The organism is Microcoleus sp. SVA1B4 (genome assembly GCF_036700545.1).
Lineage (GTDB): Bacteria > Cyanobacteriota > Cyanobacteriia > Cyanobacteriales > Microcoleaceae > Microcoleus.
The window spans coordinates 1-18129 of the sequence record NZ_JAUBPB010000002.1 but is presented as its reverse complement, the minus strand read 5'-3'; the positions used below and the strand labels follow the sequence as shown (position 1 = coordinate 18129).

Here is an 18129-nt window from a genome sequence, read left to right as displayed (position 1 = left end):
ATGTGCGATCGAGATTAAACAATAACACCCAGATTCGGACTAATCAGATGAACGTAGGGTGCTCTTCTGCCGCGCACCTTACACACATAGCATAAAATGCGATTTTTCGCACGAATCTCAACTTTAATTAAACCGGATCGCGGTTTCAGAGTCAGTCAGGTGAGAAGTATCGCCATTAAGTGCGATCGACCATTCTCCCTCACCCCGCACCACTTTCACCAAACAGCACAAAGAAGCGTTTATTTCCGTTTCCGCACCGCCCGCCAGCCCCATCGCAGTTCCTAAAACCGACGCACCGTGACCTACCAATAACATATCTTCGGGAAACTCAGCCGCGAGACGTTTAGCCGTTTCCCCCGCCCTTTTGAAACAAGCTTCCACGGTTTCGGGATAATTAGCAATACCGCTTTTGTAGGAAGCATCAATCCTGGGAAAACGCCTGCACAAAGCTTCGAGGGACTCAGTTTCCGGCATTTCTGTCATCCATTCAGGATTCAGCCATTCGCACAATCCCCACTCTAGTTTAATTGACAAATCGAGAGCTTCAGCCGCGTGATTTGCTGTTTGGACAGTTCGCAGAAAAGGGGAAGCAAAAATATGAGAAATTCCTTCACCTTTGAGGCGATTTGCGAGTTGTTTAGCTTGAATGTGACCGTCTTCGGAAAGGTGGGGATCGTAGCGGTGTTCTGCGGTGAGAAACCAGTCGGGGTTAACGAAGTCGATGCGGTTTCCGTGTCGTGCGATCCAGACTGTTTGTGGCATGAGTTGGTTTGAGTTTTGCTTCTAGGTGTAATATTATATCAAAGATGCTGATTTGGGCTCTTTATGAAATTCGAGTGGGATGAAAACAAGGCTGCGGTAAATTTGTCCAAGCATGGGATCTCATTTGAGGAAGCCAGAACGGTTTTTGACGATCCCCTCTACGTCGATTTCTACGATCCGGATCACTCTGATGAAGAAGATCGCTATATTATGGTTGGAGAGTCCCAGCAAGGTAATTTATTGATAGTGTCGTATACAGAAAGAGCAGATTTTATTCGTTTGATTAGCGCCAGAAAAGTAACACGAGTGGAGCGAGAAGTTTATGAAGAAGGATGAAACAGGGATGGACGATGAGCTTCGGTCGGAATATGATTTGAGGAAGTTGCGTGTAAGAAGGGTAGGATCGGGACGAAAGACCTTTGGTGGTGTAAATATTCGTTTAGAACCGGATGTTGCAGAGATGTTTCCCGATTCTGAAGCAGTGAATGAAGCTCTGCGGTTTTTGATTAGAATTACTAAAGAAAACGTGGTATCTGAGAAATAAACTCGCGAAATAAGCGCCCGGATCGATCCGTGAGGTCGCTTTAAAGTCTTTAATTAATTTTATCGCAACTGTGCCTCATAGTATGTGCAACTATTTGACACTGCGCTAAAATTACATCAGTCAGTCTGTATTGTCCAATGACTCAATCTATAAAGCAACTCCACGCCCAAATTCAAGCCATGAAAGCACGATTCGGTTAAGGCGATCGTGCTTTCATGGCTGAATCAGTCCAACGGTAATCTCAGCGACTTTGAACAATCGCAGAAATTGCCCAGAAAACGGAAGGATATCAGTGGGGATCAATTGACACAGCAAAGGAGTTTCAACCCCTCAGCGAAGAACAAACGATCGCCCAGAGTCTCGCAGCCTTGCAAGATTACCAGACAAACAAGACGAGCCGAAGAGCACGATCGGGTTTAGGAATGTGCCGATAGTTGAAGAAGCGATCGTTTTGGCTAACTATGCCAAAATAAAGTTAGAAAATAAAGTTAACCATTCATCATAACTTTTATGACTCTTACACTCACCTTACCCCCAAAAATCGAAGCACTGCTGCGCCAACGGGCGGAAAGTACAGGACAAGATATAACCAGCGTTACTCTAGCTGTTCTCGCGTTCGGACTGAGCTTTGATGAAAGCGATTTCTTCGATGCATTAGAAGGGATTCAACGCGGACTTGATGACTTCGATCGGGGTCAGTTTTCTACTCTGGAAGAGTTTGTCGATAGACAAAACCAGAAATACGGACTTTCTTTGGAAGCATAATGTATCGCATTGACTTTTCCAGTACAGCTCAATCTGAAGCTGATGCAGCGTTTCTGAACTTTTCCCAATTCACGACTCCCGAACGCGCTCAAGCATGGTATCAGGGTTTGATTAAAGCGATTTCCTCACTGAAAGAAATGCCGCGTCGTTGTGTTTTAGCCCGTGAAAACGCGTTTTTCAGCCAAGAGATTCGCCAGCTTCTGTATGGAAGTGGTAAAACCACGTATCGCATACTCTTCACTATTTTTGACGATCAACCCATACCAACGGTGAGGATTATCCACATTCGCCATGCAGTCCAGCGTGCGATTGGCGAACCCCAAGATGAGGCATGACCTTATGCTTAGCTTATCTAATTTTTTTGAAATAAGCGATCGCAAATTGCCATGCCCTCCGCAGCCGCGAATTACATTCGCCCCCTAACTCGCAGCATCTTATTCCCACCTTTTTGAAACTCATAAGGAGCCTCTTGAATTTCTACACTAAAACTTCTCTTTTTCAATTCTGTGAGAATCGGATTTAAGTGATCGGATTCCTCCCCGCTAAAACTCTGCAATAGAGGGAAGACTCGGACTTCCTTCGCAACTCGACACATTTCTGTAATTGCTTCCAGATGAAATTCTTCGGAAAGTAGGTGAGAATAAGCAAATAAGAAATGGCTGCACAAACCTAAATCGAATTCACCGTTCTCGAAAGGCAAAACAGGCAGCTCAGCATTCAGGTAGCGGCCTTGCTGCAAGCCTGATGGAAAATCTTCTAAAAATTCCTGCATCGCCTTCATTCGCACTTCGCCTAGCTGGTACGGCGATTCAAAATTATTCCACAGGTAGCCGTCTAAATTGGCTTTAACACCGTCAATCACAGTTTGATATGTTTCTTGGATGCGATCGCCAATTTCCACCGCAGTAAACTGATAAACTGGATCGCAAGAAATTACCTTTTTACCTTGGCGAGTCATTTCGGCATTGAAACTCGCCGGGCCGCCTGCACAATCAAGAATTGCTAGTTTGAGGTCACTTGATGTCAAGCTAAACATTCCTATGTATTCATCCAAGCAGCGTCCCCAGGGAATTACTTTATCCAATTTTAGTGACACTTGTCTTTGTCCCGCAGAGAGAATTATTTAATATTTTACCTCAAATCAGGGTGGTTTTTTCCTATCTCCTTTCTGTGGCGGGTTGATTTGTATCGCGAGTTATGTATAGCAATCCTTGCAGGAGTCGTACAAAGATGTAGGGTTAGTGCCTTTGTTTGCCTACCCCGGCCTCATGAGGGCAACCACGGGGGGTTTGCCCCTACAAGAATTACACAAATGATGCGAGGATTGTTATATGAAGAATTTTGCTCAAACGAGATATTAATCCTGACAACAGTTGGCGGGCTTTACACTTTCTTTACAAACAAGGGGCAAAATAGTTAAGTGCGATCGCACAATTTTTATGATTGCACCTGTGGATTTTGCCGCAAAGCGAGGCTACACTGGACAGCAGGGAAAATAAACTAAAATCCACTAGCTAAATTGCTCTTGTTCAATGGCAGGCCGCAACCAGGGAAGAAAGATGAAATATACCGTTCAAACCGCTACAAGTCTGAGTTTGTCAGCACTCCTGGTGCTATTGAGTTCGCCGCCCAGTAGAGCTCAGTTGCCTGCCGTCAGAAATCCTGCGCCCGCTAGGAACCAAAACCAACCGAGAGTACCGCCGCCACCTCCGGGTTCGCTGACACAAGAAGCAGCTTATACTTTAGGATCGGGCGATCGCATTGCTTTAGAGATATTCGGCGTCCCTGAATTCAGCAGAGAATATCAAGTGCTAGTTGACGGGACGCTCAATTTGCCAATCATTCGTAGCGTCTCAATTCAAGGGTTGACGCTGCAACAAGCCGCTAATGTGATTACCCAGCGATACGAACCCTTCATCAATGTTCCCGTTGTTACCGTGACTCTGGTAGTCGCTCGCCCCCTAAATATAGGTCTTGCCGGTGAAGTTACTCGCCCGGGTTCATACAAGATTAATCCCACTAGAGAAGGAGGAGGAGTAAAATTCCCGACTTTGATGGAAATGCTGCAACTTGCACAAGGGGTGACATCAGCAGGAGATATGCGAAATGTCCAAATTCGTCGTCCCCGCAGAGGCGGGCCGGAGCAAGTTACTACTGTTGATTTGCAGGATTTTTTAGATACGGGAAATTTGCGTCAAGACGTTACCATTCGAGATGGAGATACAATTTTTATACCGACAGCAAGTGCCCTCAATACTCAAGAAGTTCGTCAAAGAGCCAGTGCTAATTTTTCCGCTGATATTACTAAACCAATTGGCGTAGTAATTGTCGGGGAAGTAAACCGGCCGGGGCCTTATACTGTATTTGCTTCGGATGTGCGATCGAGCAACCAACAAACAGAGTTGAGTTTTGTATCTATCGACCAACAGCAAGGAGCAGTTGTGGGCTTACCAACAATAACTAGAGCACTGAAAATTGCTGGTGGTATCACTACAGAAGCTGACATTCGCCGCGTACAAATCCGCCGCCGAGTCAGAGGTGGCAACGAACAAACTATCATGGTAAATCTGTGGGATTTGCTGCAAAAAGGCGACGCAACTCAAGATATTTTGCTGCAAGAAGGAGATAGCGTAATTATCCCGACAGCAGCTACTGTAGACTTGGCTGAAGTTTCTCAAGTTGCAAATAGCAGTTTTTCTCCGAACGCGATTAGCATCAATATTGTAGGAGAAGTAATTAGGCCCGGGGCTGTGCAGGTGCGGCCTAGTACGTCCCTGCACCAAGCTTTGCTGACTGCAGGCAGTTTCAATCAATTGCGGGCTAAAAAAGACAAGGTAGAACTATTGCGTTTGAACCCCAACGGTACTGTTTCTCGCCGCACGATCGAGGTGGATTTTGCTCAAGGCTTGAATCCTAATAATAACCCCACTCTCCGCAACAACGATGTGATTCTGGTAGCGCGATCGGGCTATGCTAGGGTAGGAGACAATATCAACAGTTTCTTGCAGCCAATAACAGGAGTTGCAAGTGGGATCAACGCTGTTAGCGGCGTTTTTACTGGGTTTCAAGCAACTATCAACGCTTTTCAAAACTTATTTTTGGGAGGGGATTTCGAGCGACGAAATCAGCTCAGAGAGCTTCGCGAACAACGTGAAGACAGACAAGAGCAACGTCAAGACAGACTGCTAGACAGAGAGCTACAACGTGAAGATAGATTGCAGCAAGCAGAAGACAGAAGACTGCAACTTGAAGACAGACGCTTGCAACTCGAAGACAGACAGCGACAAATAGATCTTGAGAATCGGCAAATCGAGATCCAGGAGCAGCAACTTCAGCTCCAAAATCAGCAGCAGCAAATGCAGCCACAGCAAATTCAGCCAACTACTCCTTGATAAGGCTCGGGTGTTGAAAGTTAGCCACCCTCTTTTTGAATCGGCGGTTGAAACTGCTGCATAGAGTCAAACGAAGTTTGAGCAAAGGGGGACTAACAAATAAAGGGGGTATTCAAACCGGATTTGCTATTACATGGCACATCCCAAATCTACGGCAAACATCCAAGGCGTTGCTGATTTACGGTATGAAACGTTAAATATGCCCGTCATAGAAACCTGTCTCCACAAAGCTTTTGGATTTTAAAGTTATTTTTTTTTCATACCCTGATTAAGTAACGCCACCTTGAGATTGCTTCACTGAGTTCGCTGGGCAACAGAAATACCTTACTTTTGCGTAAGTCCTGTAATCCTAACAATTCGAGCCTTGAAACGTATAAGTTGCTACATCAAAGATAAAGGTTCGATTGAAATTGTTCCCCTTTGTCCATGTCCCAAACTACATCAATCATGAGAAAATTTTTGTCTTCGGGAAAATTAATCAACCTTTCGTTTCCAACAACTGCGGCTGCAAAACCTGATTTAATTTGCCGCTGCGAAACCCCTCCAAATCCAAAGTCGCGTACACAAAACCAAACTCCTGAAACACCGCCACCAATTCAGGCAAATCGGTATTTAGCACAAACTCCTGAATCTCCTCTGCAGGTAACTCAATGCGTGCCGTATCTCCGTCCGATCGCACTCGCAGATTTTTCAGTCCCAACTGCCGCAAATACCGTTCGGCGCGCCCCACTCTTTGCAACTTTCCAACGGTGATTTCTTCGCCGTAAGGAAAGCGCGAACTGAGACAAGGTTGAGCCGGTTTGTCCCACCAAGGCAAACCCAATTCTTTTGCCAATTGCCGCACCTCAAATTTAGTGATTCCTACTTCGGCTAAAGGCGATCGCGCGCCGCGTTCCTTTGCCGCCTGAATTCCGGGACGGTAATCCTTTAAATCGTCACCATTAACCCCATCCACCACATAAGGATAACCCTTTGCTAGTGCTAGGGGTTTCAAAGTATCGTGCAGTTCGCTTTTGCAGAAATAGCAGCGGTTAACCGGGTTAGAAGTGTAATTTGGATTTGCCATTTCCTGAGTTTGTACTTCCTGGTGGGCTATCCCAATTTCTGCTGCTTGAATGCGCGCATCTTCTAAATCTTCGGGCAGTAGAGAGGGGGAAACTGCCGTCACTGCCAAAGCGCGATCGCCCAACACATCAAAAGCGATTTTTGCCACCAAAGTGCTGTCAATTCCGCCGGAGTAGGCAATCAAAGCCCGTTCCATTTGTGCGAAAATAGTTTTTAATTCTTCGAGTTTTTCTATTAACATGATTTCAACTTTTATTACTGCTATTCTGGAGCGATACCGAGGGCTGCCAATCGAGCCAAAAGTTCTTGATTTCGCTGTCTTTCCTGTTCCAGCAGCGTCTCGGCTAACTCTTTGTCTTGCTGTTGGCGATCGGCCCGCTGGCGTTCATTTTCGGCCCGTTCTTCCGGCCACAAAAGCAACTCGCCCGCCGTATTCCACCAGCGCAGCCAATATCCCGTTCTACCTTCGCGAGTTCCCTGCCACACTCCCAAAAATAGATTTAATCCAGGTATTAAATAACGGCCGTTTTCATCAGGATTTTGATTCTCATAACGCTCGGATTCTAGCGCATAAACTTCTATTCTGCCTGTATGGGGCCGAAAAATGACATAGCGAGGAACTTTGATTACTTGTTCGTAAAAAAACCACTTGCCGATTTCTTCTGTGTGTTCGACAGAGTATTCGTCGCCGTAAGTAGCTGATAGAAATTCCATCACTACAAAAGGGACTGTTCCTTCGGTATGAGGCGTGTAACTGCGGCGGGGATAGTTGTGAGGCCAAGGTTGCACCGGCTGCACGTACATCCAGTCTGGTGCTTTGCAAATAGTGCGATCGTCCACAGCAGCGCACAAAGCAAAATTAGAAACTATTAGTGCGTCTTGCATTAGTTGCGGGGAATCCACTACAGACTGGCGCAAACCGTTAGCTAGCAAGGGATGGTCTATATCGTCTACAGGGTCGTCTGGTAGGATGAAATCATCGGGTAGCAGAGGCCAAGTAATCTTGAGCTGCGATATCGGTTTGTGAATTACAGTAGTCATAAGTCACCTCATTTTACCAATAAAAATTTTAGTTTTAGTCCAGATGGGCGATCGATAACCTTGTCTATATCTTAGCGCGCTAAGTCGATAATAAAATTAGTTTGTAGTAAGGAATTTAGTCCTCACTACAAACAATTACCCTGAAGGTGCGGAATGCGCGCTTTAAAATTCCCGGCGGGAAAATATGGCGATCGCAATTGACAACAGCAGCACCACATACAGCAAACCGTAGCCAGCATCTGTAATCAAACCTGCCAAGTAAGGAACTTGTCCGTAAACAGCATCATTTCTCAAATTGAATCTGGCTAAATCCGGCAAAACCAGATATAGTCCCATCATCAATTGTTCTAGGCCAGGATTTTTAGTTAACTTGCCCAAAGCCACTAAATCCCGCGTCGAATGTCCCATCAAATAAACGCCAAATGTCAGTAAAGTTGCCAACAGCGAACTGCTGAACACCCCAAATAAAATCCCTACACCAGCCATGAGACAAAGCTCAAACCAGATAAACAGCGAAGCGATTAAAATGCTTCCCAAAGGGAAAGGAATGCTACTCAAACTCAGAATAGCCAGATAGATAACAGTCATTGCCGCTACAAGCACCGCCAGCACCGCCGACAGTCCTAAGTGCTTGCCCACAATTAACTCAGCCCGACTTATCGGCTTAGCAACTAACAGATAAACAGTGCGCTTTTCAATTTCTTTGTTGACCAATCCGGTAGCCACAAACACTGTGGCAATTAAACCGAGAATGCTCATAGCAGCCAAACCGATATCTAAGATAATTTTCTTTTCGGTTGTCGCCGCCAATTCCGGTATCAACCGTACCGAGGCGCCCATCAACAGAGCAAAAATAATAATTAAGTAAAGGATGCGATCGCGAATTACTTCCCAAAATACATTGGTCGCGACTGTCAAGATTCTTCTCAAATTCATCTAGTTATTAACCCGCTGGAAACTTTCGCCATACTTTAGTGCAAGGAAGAAGGAAGAAGGAAGAGGGAAGAAGGAAGAAGGAAGAGGGAAGAAAGAGGATTTTTTCCATCTCAGACTCTCAGACTCTCCCACTTTCAGACTCTCCCACTCTCCCGCTATACCCATCGCAATTAGTTAACACAGACAGAATCAAACTTGAGTGTCCCCCAGCGTTCCATCTTTTTTCTGTCCGGGTTGAGAGCGTTTGATGGCATCGCACGTTACAGTCGCCCTATTGGCTATCTGGAACACCTCGCAAGATTTGGTAAACGAATATATTTCCGGTCTAAAAACCACTCCCAGCCAAGTTGCCTGCATATCTAACTGATAGCGAGACTCTCCTTGGACGATCGAAGTTTTGACATCCCACCTCCCATCTTCTGCGACTACCCCAGTTGTTTGTAAGGCTTGATTCCGCAGAAAAAATCGCTCATTGTCAATATCTATTAACATTTGCTCTACCTGCGCCCACGGTTTTGTGCGGGCTTCATTTCGCAGGTATCGCTCCATTTCATTGAGGATGACAACTCCTCGGGAGCGATTAATAGTTGGCTGTTGAAATGTCACCACATAATCGCTTTGCCTTAAATCCTGAGATAAAACACTCGGATACTGTTCTATCCAACCTTGAATTAAAAAGTGAAAAGCAAACCAACAGGAAAACAGCAGGTGAACGAGAGTAATCATCAAAAACTGAGGGCGCACCAACGACCTGATACCTTCCCGTTTTGACTCGCTATTCCAAATCTCTATTGTAGCAAGAACTGCTACTGCTATAAGTGGGCCTGATATCCATGCTATTTCCTTCCTATCCGACGGTAATCTTATCAGTAACCACAAGCCAATTAAGATGCTTGTCACCCACGGACTCAGACTTACTCCTTTAATCACAAAAGGTTGCTGGCTGGTCAGCAAACCCATTGAAAGTGTAAATAATAACCAGCTCATATCAAAAAGCAGAGTTCTCGTCCGCCAGTCAGTTACGGCTGCCACTGTCAGCAAAGCTAAAAATATGCTGAGTAGTAAAGGAGTCTTCCAGTGGACAACTTTAGGCGGAATCATCGCCTTTTGGATTTTTTTATTAGTTTCCCAAAGGTTGTTCGTCAGCTTAGTGAGTTGCTGAGTGACATCAAAAAATTGCTTCATCATAAATTTCAATACACGCTTTGCAAAAACAACACGGTTAAAATAACGAGATTGCTAACAGTGTGGGCGATTAAAATTCCCCCAAACTGGGTAGTTACTTGAAAAGTTTTTTTGGGAGGACGGCGGGTGAGGGTGGGCGGCCCTAAAAACTGAGGTTGGGAAGCTTTTTTATTGCCGACAACCATGTTTTCTATGAATTCTAAGCCCTGCCATTTAGCTAGAAAAGTTACTGCTAATACGGAGAGTGCTATCATAGTTATTGGAGCGTAAACATTATCCCCACGTCCTAATAAAATATAACCGATAAGCTGTTCCCGCAATTCTTTGCTAAGAACGCTTTCAATGCCGAAGAAAACTAACCAGCCTACGCAAGTGCAAGATAGATTGAGGATGGCTGTATATTCAATGCTGGTTTTGGGGCCGAGTTTAAGTAGTTTTTGCAAAAACCACGATTCGATCGCGATCGCCAAAAACATAATTAAAATTTGCACCAAAACAGTCCGAAATGGGAAAACACTCGCAATCATAAGCCTTTAGGTATATCAGTCCGTGTTAAATTTTAATTGTACAGCACAAACGGAATAATCTTAACCGGAGGTTTGAGCACCTGATTGCGTTAGATCGCTGCTTAAAAGATTGGGAGTTAGAAGTTATCGTATAATCTGTTGAGATCCGCCAACAGAATGGAAAAATTAAACATTCAAGGCGCGCGATCGAATACCCACCCCGATACAGACTCAAACAACTGCTGATTATGGTAAGGAATGGCATTGGTATTCGGACAGCCTCATCCCGCTCGGAACGCGCCGCGGGTCAGATTCACGTCTACGACGGCGCTGGTAAAGGCAAGTCTCAGGCAGCTTTGGGAGTAGTGTTGCGCTCGATCGGGCTGGGTATCAATTCTGACTCGCCCACGCGAGTCTTGTTGCTGCGCTTTCTCAAAGGCCCCGGCCGCTCCTACGACGAAGATGGGGCAATAGAAGCCTTGCAACGGGCATTTCCCCACTTGATCGACCAAGTGCGAACCGGCAGAGCCGAATATTTTGGGGCCGAAGCAATCACCCGCTTCGATCGCGCCGAAGCTCAGCGAGGCTGGGATATCGCCAAAGGAGCGATCGCCAGTGAGCTCTATTCCGTCGTGGTACTAGACGAACTAAACCCCGTATTGGACTTGGGTTTGCTGCCAGTTGACGAAGTAGTCCAAACCCTCAAAAACAAACCAGAATATTTAGAAGTCATCGCCACAGGCCGAGCGGCCCCCGAAGCTTTGCTGGAGATTGCCGACTTACACTCAGAAATGAAGCCCCACTATCACCCCGCAGCGGCAGAGCATCATATTTCGGGGATCGAAATATACACCGGAGCGGGCAAAGGCAAGTCTACGAGCGCTTTGGGCAAAGCTTTGCAGGCAATAGGTAGGGGTATCAGTCAAGACCAATCTCACCGGGTGTTAATCGTGCAATGGCTCAAAGGTGGCACCGGTTATACAGAAGATGCGGCGATCGCAGCTTTGCGGCAAAGCTACCCGCAGCTAGTAGATCACCAGCGGTGCGGCCGAGATGCTATAGTTTGGCGGGGGCAACAGCAAGAGCTAGACTGCATAGAAGCAGAACGCGGCTGGGAAATCGCCAAATGTGCGATCGCCAGCGGTTGGTACAAAACGATTATTCTCGACGAACTCAATCCCACAGTAGACTTAGAACTGCTGCCGGTAGAGCCGATCGTCGAAGCCCTGCTACGCAAGCCGCGGGATACAGAAATTATTATCACCGGGCGCTGCCACAAACCCCACGCTTACTTTGACTTGGCAAGCGTACACTCCGAGGTATACTGTCACAAACACTACGGCGATCGGGGCGTAGAACTAAAGCGGGGCGTAGACTTTTAAAGCCCGGAGCGGTACGGAGTTCAATCCCGGCCAGAATTATTAAATGACGGCCCTGCCTGGAAAACCGGAAATTGCCACAAAGCCTTGTTACCAAGTAACAAATCTCCCAATTTTCCTTGTCTTCGGGATCACCCAGATCAGCCTTTTTTAATCTTTAATTTCCTCCCCCGGACGCGATCCCCGACCGCCAATCCAGAATGGAACATTAAGAATATGAGCCGCGTCTTGTAGAGCGTGAGCACCTGAGACAGTGCACCAGGATTATTAAAGGGTGAAGACATTGAATATAAAAGCTTACAAGCAAAAAATCCGCGAGGGAGAAAGTCTAGACAGGGTTAAGGCCAGTAGGCTAGACTTGCGGCTGGCAAACAGGTTAAACTACAGCGGAATCCAAACATTCGGTGTTCTAGGCAGTGTCTGTAGTCGCACCAGCGATGACCAACAAGTAGAGGAGTGAAGCTTTATGACAACGTTAAATGACGATTCTAATCAACTAGATTTAAACCTTCCGGGACTGGGCCCGGATACAATCTTCGCCGCAGGCGGGGCGGATTTCGTTAGAACTTCCACCCTGGGCGGCAGCTTAATATTTGGCCAAGCCGATAACGATACTCTGATTTCAGTTGGCCCGAACGATACCATATACGGCGGCGACGACGAAGATTCAATCAGATCTCAGCGCACTCCGGCTTTGCTGTTTGGGGACGCAGGCAATGACACCATAGTCGCTGAAGCCCGCGCTACCATGTACGGCGGTTTGGGAGACGACTTCCTCCAAGGTACTGTTGAAGCTAACCTCATGTTTGGTAATGAGGGCGAAGATACGATGCTGGGAGGGGCCCAGAGAAGAGACTCCCTCTACGGGGGCAAGGGCAATGACGCGATCGGCTTCTTCATCGCAGGCGGTGGCAACAACCTCGGTCTTCCCCTAACCGGAGGCTTCGCTGGCAATGAAGGCAGCAACTACTTGCGGGGTGATTTGGGCGACGACTTAGTTGTAGGTATCAATGTAAGAGACAGTCTCTTTGGCGGTAAAGACAAGGACACCCTAATAGGTGTGGCCAGCAGCAGCTACCTGTCCGGCGATCTAGACGACGACATCTTATTCATTACCAACAGTACCCAAACCGTCTCATTTTTTGGCTCCTCGGTCAACATCGCTGTCGGCGTTGAGAGAACCACCTTGCTTGGCGGTGCGGGGAACGATATTCTATCTGGGGGTTACGGCGGCGATGCTAACAGCGGCAAAAACTTCTTAGACGGCGGTGACGACAACGACACCATAACTGTTTATGCCTCTCAGGATACCGCTCTTGGAGGTGCCGGCAATGACTCCATTACATCGTCTACGGCTACGATACCCGGAGTGTTGAGTTCAGGCGGTAAGAGCTTGCTCGACGGCGGAGTAGGCAATGACACGATCGTTGCAGCTTTTGCGACGGATACAATGATCGGCGGCGAAGGCAACGACAGCTTGAGCGGCATCTTTACTCAAGCCTCCGGTGGAGACGGCAACGATACGCTCAATGCTTCTTTTGCGACTTTTGAGGGTACTAATGTTACGCTGATTACTCTCGACGGCGGGCTCGGCAACGATCTGTTAATTGGTAACAGCAGCGCTGGCGTCACCAACTTCATGAACGGTGGCGTGGGAAGTGACACCATCATCTTTGGCAGCCAGCGCGATAGCCTGATTGGCAACTTGGAGGGTAACGACTTCATCTCCTACGCTAGCGGCGTCAGCTTTACCGGTCTTACAGCGCCAAACTTGATTACCGATACTTTAGGCAGCAACTTCATTACTGGTGGCAACGGCACTGATGTGATCACTACTGGTAACGGGGATGACATCCTGTTCGGCGACTCATCCAATGCTACCGACGCCGCTGGAGGAGCCGGGGACGATACCTTAAATTCCGGTGCCGGAAACGACACCTTGCTGGGCGGGTTTGGTAACGACTATTTGATCGGCGGCGAGGGTAACGACTCTCTCGGTGGCGGGCCTGGTGCTGATACGCTGATTGGCGGATCGGGTAATGACAGCTTCTACTACAACAACTTCGGCGAGGGCGCCGTGGGTACTAACGTAGACCAAATCGGCGATTTTACGGTCGGCCAAGACAAGTTTATCTTCCAAATCAATGGCTCCAACGGCTTCCCCAACTTGAGGGCATTCGACGGTACGAATCGACTTTCTACGAAGGCGTTCTTGGCACTTGAGAGTGGGACTTACAACAGCAGTTTTGGTCCAGCCGGGGCTGGCGACACAGAGCCGTTCGTCTTTTATGAAAATTCAACTGGACGACTAGGATATGACTCTAACGGTGTTGGTACTCCTGACGGAGTAGTTACGCTGGCAATTCTGAATGGCAGACCGGGCATTACGGCTGCTGACATTACCCTGATTTAATTTGGGTACAAGTCGGTGGGGTCGATTCTGAAACATCGCCCTACCAACTCTCAAAACTAATTGTGCTATGTTTCGAGCTGGGGATATCCATCCCTGGCTTTTTTGTGGGCATGGGGGATTGGGCCGAAAAGTAGAATCTGTAGGAGCGGGTTCACCCATAAATTTTGCCACCCATCAATAATCTCGATAAACCCGCCCCCACCCAACGAATAACCCCGATTAAGCATAGTCGCCCAACTGTTAAATTTAATTAATGGGGAATTGGGCCTTTATAGCATGGGGAATTGAGCCGAAAAGTAGAATCTGTAGGGGCGGGTTCACCCATAAATTTTGCCACCCATCAATAATCTCGATAAACCCGCCCCCCAACTCAAAGACGATACCAGTCAAAAAGTGAGGTAAAAACAATGAAAACAATTAAAGACCTAGATATTGTTGCTTTAACTGAAGATTTAGAAGCCACCCATTTTGAAACAAAACAAATCATTAAATTATATAAAGGACAAGTAGGAACAGTTGTGATGGAATTTGATGGCAGTGCTTTTGAGGTAGAATTTTCTCATCAAGATGGCACAACTTATGCAATGGAAACAATTCCAGCCACAAAATTAATGCTTTTACACTATGAGTTAGTAGAATCTGTAGGGGCAGTTACCCGATGAATTTTGCCACCAATAATCTTTATCAACTCGCCCCTACATATTGGTACAAATGATTTAGGCTCATTATAAAAAATCCCGCAAACATATCGTTTGCGGGATTTAGTAGGCAGGAAACTTGTAGCGAATACTGTTACTAAGCTCGGTCTACAATCTCTTTTGCTTTATCTTTGAGGTCTTCTTTCAGGTGAATTGCTGATGCTTCATCCTGCTTGGCTTGACCTTCTAATTTATCTTTCTGATTGCCTGTAACTTCGCTAACAGCTTCTTGGATTTTGCCTTCAATATTCTTCGCTGTGGCTTCGACTCTATTTTCAATGTTCATAATTTTTTATTCTAACTCTACAACTACTAATATATGATTTTCAAGTTGAGTCTGTATCTCTCTTTAGATAGATTTGTTATTACCTTTATTTCTAAGTTAAAGGTTCCATTGGAATTTCCACAAGTTTATTTCTGGAGGAAAGACCTGATTTAATGCCGATCGCAGATTTCGGCACTTTAAACTTTTTCGCCAACAGCATGATTAATTCTTGGTTTGCTTTACCATCAACGGGCGGCGACTTGAGATGTATTGTGAGGCTGCCGTCGGGTTGTTGTGCGATGCTTTGCTGTTTGGAATTCGGTTTTACTTTGACTGTGAAAATTTTCATGTGACTAATAACTAATAACTGATGACTAATGACTAATAAGGAATGAGAATTAAATAACTTCCACTCTTGAAAGTGGGATGGGCGTCCCGCCCGTCATGAGTGGACGGGCGGGACGCCCATCCCACAATAACAATTAAAATTGTAAGTTATTTAATTCGCGATCCTAACTAATGACTAATGACTAATGACTATCTGAATGTTCGATCTTCGTTCCCAAAACTTTCAGGAATTCAGCCAACCAGTTAGGATGTGCGGGCCACGCGGGGGCGGTGACTAAATTGCCATCGACTACGGCTTCGGTAACGGGAACTTCTGTATATTTGCCGCCGGCCCGGAGTACGTCAGGGCTGCAAGCGGGGTATGCGGTGCACCGTTTGCCTTCGAGTACGCCGGCGGCGGTTAGAACCTGTAAGCCGTGACATATAGATGCGATCGGCTTTTTGCTGTTGGCAAAGTAGCGGGTAATTTGCAGCACTTGTTCGTGGAGGCGGATGTATTCTGGGGCCCGTCCTCCGGGGATAATCAAAGCGTCGTAGTCGGCCGGGTTGATTTCGTCAAAAGTCGCGTTTAAAGTGAAGTTGTGACCGGGTTTTTCGCTGTAGGTTTGATCGCCTTCAAAGTCGTGAATTGCGGTGCGAATTGTTTGGCCTGCGGCTTTGTCCGGGCAGATGGCGTGGACGGTGTGACCTACCATTTGCAGGGCTTGGAAGGGCACCATTACTTCGTAGTCTTCTACAAAGTCGCCGACTAGCATTAATATTTTTTTACCTGTCATGTTTGCAACTCCTGTTATTTTGATTTTGTTAAATAGGATTTAAAAAAAATGCGGGGCCGTTAAAAAGCTTGCCCCGCAAGCTATTCTGGAATCTAGAAACCGTTGCGTCCCCAAATGACCATTGAAATTGAGAAGGAGAACAGAACTAGCACCGAAACCCAACCGAGTGACAAAATATCCATAGCTATTTATTGAACAAACTGTACAAAGTGACTTCAACCCTTATGATAAGTCAATTTGAGCCATTTTTGAAATGAGGGCGCTGTGAAGGATTCGTCAAATTTTAGTGCGGCTGAACGGGTAGAATCTTTGAAGGCAGGGACTGTTGCTGCTTTTTCTTGTTTGCTGGGTTTTGGGGCGATCGCCCTTGGTAATAGCTTAATTCTGGCGGATAGGTTGGATTCTCTGGCGAGTTTGCAGGTAAGGGAAATTGACCTAAATTTTGCCGCCAGAGGGACGATAACACTTTTGGGCGGTTTTTTGTTCGGCGTGACTTACCGCTATGCGATTCGCCGAGATGTTAACCCGCAGCTTAAATCTGGTGCGGTGTTGGCTTTTGGGTTGGTGCGGGCTTTTGGACAGTTGGATGCTGGATTGTTTTTTGAATCGGGGAAGATGCCCGCCCTACAGGAGTTATTGCCGTTTGCGGTTCGCGGTGTCGAGAGTGTGGTATTATTTGCGATCGCGGGTTTGGTTCTGGATTGGGCGATCGGGCGATCGTGGATTAAGCCTTTCGATTCTTGAGTGCCAAATCTTGCAGCATTTTTAGGAACAGGCTTTCCGGCCTGTTCCACAAAAGTTCAATTTTCCTATCGGGCGGGCGCAGCATTTTTAGGAACAGGCTTTCCGGCCTGTTCCACAAAAGTTCAATTTTATGGTGGGGAGTAGGGGTTGGGCGCAGCATTTTTAGGAACAGGCTTTCCGGCCTGTTCCACAAAAGTTCAATTTTCCTATCGGGTGGGCGCAGGATTTTTTTGAACAGGCTTTCCGGCCTGTTCCACAAAAGTTCAATTTTCTTGTGGGGAGTAGGGGTTGGGCTTCTAGCCCGCCCAAAAAATATAATTTAGATGCCCGACAGCTTATTTTTGCGCTAAACCAACCCCTAGAAAGTTAATACCTCAAATTCTGGATTGCCGTAAACCATCTGTTTATCTACCGCCGACAAAACTTTATTGTTAGCAGCATCAGAAACTAAACACTGACAAACTAGCTGCGCGACATCTGCCCGGTGAATAGTTCCAGCAACTCGACAATCTTCTGTTAAAATACCGTTGCCTGTGGCAGGTTCCGATTTGAGTCCGCCCGGACGAATCACTGTATAAATCATCCCGCTTTCTATCAAATGATTTTCGGCTTTTTCCTTTTCAATTAAAACCGGGCGCAAAGTTTCTAAAGCTTGGGGCGGCAAAGCGCCGACACTATTACCGCTGCCGATTGATGAAACTAAAATAAATTTTTGCACGCCTGCTTTGACAGCCGCATCAATCAAGTTTTTGTTGCCCAAATAATCGGCTCTTTCCCCATCTTTGGGCAAGCCGCCGATTGTGCTGATTACGGCATGAATTGGCTCACCGCCAGCCATCGCAGCTTCCATAGCTGCAGCATCCAAAGCATCGCCAGTCACGACTTTGATGCCCATTGCTTCTAATTCGGTGCTGGTTGCGGGCGATCGCAAAAGTGCTGTTACTTGCATCTTTTGTGCTGTCAGACATTTCGCGATTTCTAAGCCGACTCCTCGACTAGCACCAGCTAAAAAAATGTGGGATTTCTCTGTCATATCAATTTTGACTTAAGGGGTGCAGAAATTGGTTGTTTTGAATGTAGATTATACAACATTCCTCTGTCAATTGGTGAATCAATACTCCGGACTGTTTTTAAGCAGCCAAAGTACCATAAGACAAGACTGAAGGAAGCTTAGGATGGTTTAACATCAAATCCGGGTCTAAATCTAACTTATCAATAAAGATACAAAGTAGATGCTTAGGATCGCGAATTAAATAACTTACAATTTTAATTGTTATTGTGGGATGGGCGTCCCGCCCGTCCTTTTTGGA

At 46.4% G+C, this 18129-nt stretch carries 21 protein-coding genes and 1 pseudogene; 9 read left to right on the top strand and 13 right to left on the bottom strand.

Going from position 1 to position 18129, the window contains the following annotated elements:
* Positions 1-123: 123 nt before the first annotated feature.
* Positions 124-762, bottom strand: a complete 639-nt coding sequence (locus QT987_RS01175; RefSeq protein ID WP_333236558.1) for a histidine phosphatase family protein — start codon at positions 760-762, stop codon at positions 124-126.
* A 63-nt stretch (positions 763-825) separates the two neighbouring features.
* Here QT987_RS01175 and QT987_RS01170 point away from each other — a divergent pair, with 63 nt between their 5' ends.
* From QT987_RS01170 to QT987_RS01155, 4 genes are all read left to right on the top strand, one after another.
* Positions 826-1098: a BrnT family toxin gene (locus QT987_RS01170; protein WP_333236556.1), complete on the top strand. Its 273-nt coding sequence runs from the start codon at positions 826-828 to the stop codon at positions 1096-1098.
* Positions 1085-1306 carry a hypothetical protein gene (locus QT987_RS01165; RefSeq protein ID WP_333054454.1) on the top strand — a complete coding sequence of 74 codons (222 nt, stop codon included), beginning with the start codon at positions 1085-1087 and terminating at the stop codon, positions 1304-1306. The genes QT987_RS01170 and QT987_RS01165 overlap by 14 nt, the downstream gene beginning before the upstream one ends.
* A 510-nt stretch (positions 1307-1816) precedes the next feature.
* A complete protein-coding gene (locus QT987_RS01160; protein ID WP_333236555.1) occupies positions 1817-2071 on the top strand; it encodes a hypothetical protein in 255 nt (84 codons plus the stop codon).
* Positions 2071-2406 carry a type II toxin-antitoxin system RelE/ParE family toxin gene (locus QT987_RS01155; protein WP_333153864.1) on the top strand — a complete coding sequence of 112 codons (336 nt, stop codon included), beginning with the start codon at positions 2071-2073 and terminating at the stop codon, positions 2404-2406. Before QT987_RS01160 ends, QT987_RS01155 begins: the two co-directional genes overlap by 1 nt.
* A gap of 71 nt (positions 2407-2477) precedes the next feature.
* On the opposite strand, the gene QT987_RS01150 is transcribed toward QT987_RS01155, so the two are convergent.
* Positions 2478-3167, bottom strand: a complete 690-nt coding sequence (locus QT987_RS01150; RefSeq protein ID WP_333236552.1) for an SAM-dependent methyltransferase — start codon at positions 3165-3167, stop codon at positions 2478-2480.
* 463 nt (positions 3168-3630) lie between these two features.
* On the opposite strand from QT987_RS01150, the gene QT987_RS01145 reads away from it, so the two are divergent.
* Positions 3631-5463: a polysaccharide biosynthesis/export family protein gene (locus QT987_RS01145; protein WP_333236550.1), complete on the top strand. Its 1833-nt coding sequence runs from the start codon at positions 3631-3633 to the stop codon at positions 5461-5463.
* Positions 5464-5941: 478 nt separating this feature from the next.
* Here the strand turns inward: QT987_RS01145 and larE are convergent, their stop codons facing one another.
* The 5 genes from larE to fraC form a co-directional block, all read right to left on the bottom strand.
* A complete protein-coding gene (gene larE / locus QT987_RS01140; protein ID WP_333236548.1) occupies positions 5942-6769 on the bottom strand; it encodes an ATP-dependent sacrificial sulfur transferase LarE in 828 nt (275 codons plus the stop codon).
* 20 nt (positions 6770-6789) lie between these two features.
* Positions 6790-7569 carry a Uma2 family endonuclease gene (locus QT987_RS01135; RefSeq protein WP_333236546.1) on the bottom strand — a complete coding sequence of 260 codons (780 nt, stop codon included), beginning with the start codon at positions 7567-7569 and terminating at the stop codon, positions 6790-6792.
* A gap of 162 nt (positions 7570-7731) precedes the next feature.
* The gene (locus tag QT987_RS01130) at positions 7732-8505 is read right to left on the bottom strand and encodes an ABC transporter permease (RefSeq protein ID WP_333236544.1); all 774 of its coding nucleotides are present in this window, start codon (positions 8503-8505) and stop codon (positions 7732-7734) included.
* 189 nt (positions 8506-8694) lie between these two features.
* Positions 8695-9693, bottom strand: a complete 999-nt coding sequence (locus QT987_RS01125; RefSeq protein WP_333236542.1) for a DUF5357 family protein — start codon at positions 9691-9693, stop codon at positions 8695-8697.
* A 5-nt stretch (positions 9694-9698) separates the two neighbouring features.
* Entirely contained in the window at positions 9699-10217 is a 519-nt protein-coding gene (gene fraC, locus QT987_RS01120) for a filament integrity protein FraC (RefSeq protein ID WP_333236540.1), read from the bottom strand.
* A 227-nt stretch (positions 10218-10444) separates the two neighbouring features.
* On the opposite strand from fraC, the gene QT987_RS01115 reads away from it, so the two are divergent.
* From QT987_RS01115 to QT987_RS01105, 3 genes are all read left to right on the top strand, one after another.
* On the top strand, positions 10445-11578 hold the full coding sequence (locus QT987_RS01115; protein ID WP_333039380.1) for a cob(I)yrinic acid a,c-diamide adenosyltransferase: 1134 nt from the start codon (positions 10445-10447) through the stop codon (positions 11576-11578).
* A gap of 463 nt (positions 11579-12041) precedes the next feature.
* Positions 12042-13988 (top strand): calcium-binding protein, encoded by a 1947-nt coding sequence (locus QT987_RS01110; RefSeq protein WP_333236538.1) that lies wholly within the window; start codon positions 12042-12044, stop codon positions 13986-13988.
* A 407-nt stretch (positions 13989-14395) separates the two neighbouring features.
* Complete coding sequence (locus tag QT987_RS01105; RefSeq protein WP_333151407.1) at positions 14396-14650, top strand: DUF4926 domain-containing protein; 255 nt, start codon at positions 14396-14398, stop codon at positions 14648-14650.
* Positions 14651-14783: 133 nt separating this feature from the next.
* On the opposite strand, the gene QT987_RS01100 is transcribed toward QT987_RS01105, so the two are convergent.
* The 4 genes from QT987_RS01100 to petN all read right to left on the bottom strand — a co-directional run bounded on the left by QT987_RS01100 (position 14784) and on the right by petN (position 16257).
* Complete coding sequence (locus QT987_RS01100; RefSeq protein ID WP_333054441.1) at positions 14784-14972, bottom strand: CsbD family protein; 189 nt, start codon at positions 14970-14972, stop codon at positions 14784-14786.
* A 91-nt stretch (positions 14973-15063) separates the two neighbouring features.
* Positions 15064-15300: a DUF167 domain-containing protein gene (locus tag QT987_RS01095; RefSeq protein WP_333236536.1), complete on the bottom strand. Its 237-nt coding sequence runs from the start codon at positions 15298-15300 to the stop codon at positions 15064-15066.
* Positions 15301-15481: 181 nt separating this feature from the next.
* Positions 15482-16075, bottom strand: a complete 594-nt coding sequence (locus QT987_RS01090; RefSeq protein ID WP_333236534.1) for a DJ-1/PfpI family protein — start codon at positions 16073-16075, stop codon at positions 15482-15484.
* 92 nt (positions 16076-16167) lie between these two features.
* Positions 16168-16257 carry a cytochrome b6-f complex subunit PetN gene (gene petN / locus QT987_RS01085; RefSeq protein ID WP_071883976.1) on the bottom strand — a complete coding sequence of 30 codons (90 nt, stop codon included), beginning with the start codon at positions 16255-16257 and terminating at the stop codon, positions 16168-16170.
* Positions 16258-16339: 82 nt separating this feature from the next.
* On the opposite strand from petN, the gene QT987_RS01080 reads away from it, so the two are divergent.
* Positions 16340-16819 carry a hypothetical protein gene (locus QT987_RS01080; protein ID WP_333236532.1) on the top strand — a complete coding sequence of 160 codons (480 nt, stop codon included), beginning with the start codon at positions 16340-16342 and terminating at the stop codon, positions 16817-16819.
* Between the two features lie 358 nt (positions 16820-17177).
* Here the strand turns inward: QT987_RS01080 and QT987_RS01075 are convergent, their stop codons facing one another.
* Together QT987_RS01075 and QT987_RS01070 are read right to left on the bottom strand one after the other, a co-directional pair.
* A complete protein-coding gene (locus QT987_RS01075; protein WP_333236530.1) occupies positions 17178-17852 on the bottom strand; it encodes an SDR family oxidoreductase in 675 nt (224 codons plus the stop codon).
* Between the two features lie 97 nt (positions 17853-17949).
* A pseudogene (locus QT987_RS01070) lies at positions 17950-18129 on the bottom strand (hypothetical protein); the annotation flags it as partial.